This is a genomic window from Bradyrhizobium sacchari, assembly GCF_002068095.1.
In the GTDB taxonomy this organism is placed as follows: Bacteria; Pseudomonadota; Alphaproteobacteria; order Rhizobiales; family Xanthobacteraceae; genus Bradyrhizobium; species Bradyrhizobium sacchari.
In genome coordinates this window covers 8,122-11,410 of sequence record NZ_LWIG01000045.1, presented here as the reverse complement: position 1 = coordinate 11,410, position 3,289 = coordinate 8,122, and the positions used below count along the sequence as shown (strand labels likewise).

The following is a 3,289-nucleotide window of genomic DNA, read 5'->3' as shown; positions in this document are numbered from 1 at the left end:
GGGCAAGCTCGGCCGGCGCCTGCACATGGTTGGAGAGCGGAACGGCGCCTTCGGGCAGCTCCGGATCGCCCTCTGTATGTCCGACATTGGTCCAGCGCATCGGCGCCGACGGGTCGATCGGCGCGTCGAGGTCGTCGCCAAGCGCGGCGCCGATCGCCTTTTCGAAACCCTTGTCGACGGTGATGCCGTCGATGATCGGCGGCCACAGATTCTTGGTCTCGCCGTTGACGATCTTGGAGATGGTGCGCGCCTCGGTCTCCAGGCGCTGCACGCGCTTGTCGGCTTCGTTCAGCGGTGAGCGTGAGGATTCCAGAGTCTGACGGGCGGCGACATGCGCGGCTTCGCTCGCCTGCGCCGCGGCTTCCGAAGCCGCCAGCGTCTGCTCCGCGGTTTCGACCAGCGCGGTCAGCTCGTCGAGATCGCCAAAGCCGCCGGTCGCCTCGGTGAGCTTCTGCTCTTCGGCCGCGACGTTCGCGATCTCCTGGTCGAGCCGGGCGAGCTTGTCGCGGTGGGTGCGGACGTTGGCCTCTAACTGGTTGCGCTTGGCGGTGAGGTCGGCGAGCGCGGTGGTGAGCTCGGCGAATTGCTGCTCGGTCTCGGTCAGCACCGCCTCGGCCTCGGCGACACGCTCATCGACGCCGGAGCGCTTCTCGACCCGCGACTTGATCTCTTCCTTCAGCTCGGCGTCCTCGGTGTCGAGCCGCTGCAGCGCGACGTCGGCGTCCATGGTTTGCTGCTGAGCACGGGAAATGTCGCCCTCGAACTGGGCGAGGCGGCGCTCGAGCTCGGCGACGCGCTCCTTGGCGCGCTCTTCCTCGCGGTCGAGCAGCTCGCGGGCATTGGTCAGGCGCTGCAGCCCGGCGGCGGCGCGCGCTTCGGCATCGCGCAGCGCCGGCATCTCGGCGGCGCGGATCGCCTGGATGCGGGCGGCTTCGGCCTGGTGCTGGGTGCGCTCGGCCATCTCGCGGACCGCGAGGTCGTGGGTCTGGCCGGATTCATTGACGTCGGCATGGGCGCCGATCCAGCGCAGATGGAACAGCGTCGCTTCGGCCTTGCGGACCTTGGCCGCGACCTCGCGATAGCGCACGGCCTGGCGGGCCTGCTTCTTCAGGCCTTCCATCTGGCCGGAGAGCTGGCCGATCACGTCCTCGACGCGGGTGAGGTTGGTCTCGGCCGCCTTCAGCCGCAGCTCGGCCTCGTGGCGGCGGGCGTGCAGGCCGGCGACGCCGGCGGCATCTTCCAGCACGCGCCGGCGCTGCTCGGGCTTGGCCTGGATGATCTCGCCGATCTTGCCCTGGTGGACGAGGGCGGGCGAACGCGCGCCGGTGGCAGCGTCGGCGAACAGGATCTGCACGTCGCGGGCGCGCACGTCGCGGCCGTTGATGCGATAGACCGAGCCGGCCTCGCGCTCGATGCGGCGGGAGATTTCCAGCAGCTGGCTGTCGTTCATCGCCGCCGGCGCGGTGCGATCGGCATTGTCGATCGTCATCGTCACTTCGGCGTGGTTGCGCGCGGGGCGGTTGCCGGAGCCGGCGAAGATCACGGCATCCATGTCGGCGGCGCGCAGCGATTTGTAGGAGGTCTCACCCATCGCCCAGCGCAGCGCTTCGACGAGATTCGACTTGCCGCAACCGTTGGGTCCGACCACGCCGGTCAGGCCGGGCTCGATGACGAAGTCCGTGGGCTCAACGAAGGACTTGAAGCCGTGAAGTCGCAGGCGGGTGATTTTCATAAGCACGCATCTCTGTTGGCAGGCGCGAATCCCCCTGCCGGGACAATACCATGGAAGGCAGTGTCGCTATCCGGGGCGAGTCGCGCGAGGCGCCTCATGCGGCTGGACAATGGCCGCGGTGCGCCGCGAGGGCAACCGGCGAAAGCCGCTTTTCCCAAGGGATTTATGCCGGGAAAGATACGGCTTTCGAGATGCGAATCAGGATCTTGACGAGCGAATCAGCTCTTCAGCAGCGGATTGATCTTCTTGGCGAACTCGTCGAACGAGGCCTCGCCCTTGATCTTCTCGCCGTTGATGAAGAAGGTCGGCGTCGAATCCACCTTCAACACGTCGCTGGCATATTTCTGGTCGGCGGCGATCTTGTCGAGCAGCGCCTGGTCCTTCAGGCAAGCCTCGACCTGCTGCTGGGTCAGGCCGGCCTGCTTGCCGATCCGCGTCAGGGTCTCGGTGGTGTTCTTCAACACCCAGTCGTTCTGCTGGCGGAACAGCATGTCGGTGACGGCGAAATATTTCGGCGCGTCGTCTTTGGCGATGCAGCGCGACAGCATCGAGCCGGCAGCGGCTTTGATGTCGAGCGGGAACTCGCGGAAGATGTAACGCACCTTTCCGGTGTCGATGTATTCCGACTTGATCTTGGGGAACACCTGCTCGTTGAAAGCCGCGCAGTGCGGGCAGGTCATGGAGGCGTATTCGGTGATGGTGACGGCGGCATCCTTCGGGCCAAGCGCCATGTCGGGCAGCGACACGGGCTTGGCCACATCGGCGGCCGACTGCGCCATTGCTTCAGGGATCATGGCCTCGGAGATGAACCGCAGCGGCGAGAGCCCGGTGACCGCGGCAAGCCCGGTCAGCGACAGCATCGTGGTGAAGGCGCGGCGGGTGATGATCAAGGTCGGCTCCCGGATTGGCGTGGTATCGCCCGAAGTCCCGTGCGGGCGGCCTGTCGCTAGCTTGAAACGTCGCTTGAGGCAATGGTGGGCCGCGGCAACGGGTCCAGATTGGCCGCGAAATGAGGCTCAATTTCGCTTGATGGCGGCCCCGAGCCGCGCCAGCGCGGACTTGAGCTGTTCATCTTCGATGTCGCTCAGGCCCTCCGCCACTTTGGCGACCGCCTCGGGGTCCGGCGGGCCGGGCCGCTTCCGGGGCCGCGGCCGCGACAGGGGGGCCTGGCGGAAGGCGAGCTTGCCGACCGCACCCCAGCCGAAGAAGCGGTTGACCCGCTCCAGGATGACATCGGCGGAATGCTGGATCTCCAGCGCCATCGGGCCCTCGACCCGGAGCACCAGCGTCGCCGGTTCCTGCGGCTGCCCCTCGACCGGCCGGGGCCATTGCATCTTGAGCGGCTCGGCATGGGCCGCGATCTCCGGTCCCGCGATCTGCGTCCACCGCGTCACCAGCTCGCGCGCCGCAAAGCCCTGCTTGGCATAGGCCTCGGCAAAGACGTCGTTGAGCAGGATCCCGAGTGGCTTCGCGCTGATGGGACCCGGCTTGAAGATGGGACCGGATTTGGACATGGGGGCTTTATAGCACTTCGGCGGGCGGTCCACAGACCCGCGG

3 protein-coding genes are annotated in these 3,289 nt (G+C 67.2%); all 3 read right to left on the bottom strand.

Features of this window, described 5'->3' with window-relative positions; all coding sequences use genetic code 11:
- Positions 1-1,732: AAA family ATPase (locus tag A5906_RS45365; RefSeq protein ID WP_245326999.1), on the bottom strand; the 1,732-nt coding region annotated here is incomplete at its 3' end.
- A 218-nt stretch (positions 1,733-1,950) separates the two neighbouring features.
- The gene (locus tag A5906_RS31345) at positions 1,951-2,622 is read right to left on the bottom strand and encodes a DsbA family protein (RefSeq protein ID WP_080139050.1); all 672 of its coding nucleotides are present in this window, start codon (positions 2,620-2,622) and stop codon (positions 1,951-1,953) included.
- A 126-nt stretch (positions 2,623-2,748) separates the two neighbouring features.
- Complete coding sequence (locus A5906_RS31340; RefSeq protein ID WP_080139049.1) at positions 2,749-3,246, bottom strand: DUF721 domain-containing protein; 498 nt, start codon at positions 3,244-3,246, stop codon at positions 2,749-2,751.
- Positions 3,247-3,289 lie beyond the last annotated feature (43 nt).

Excerpts from the sequence above, each read along its gene's own strand:
- A5906_RS31340 (WP_080139049.1), bottom strand. The coding sequence starts at position 3,246 with ATGTCCAAATCCGGTCCCATCTTCAAGCCGGGTCCCATCAGCGCGAAG.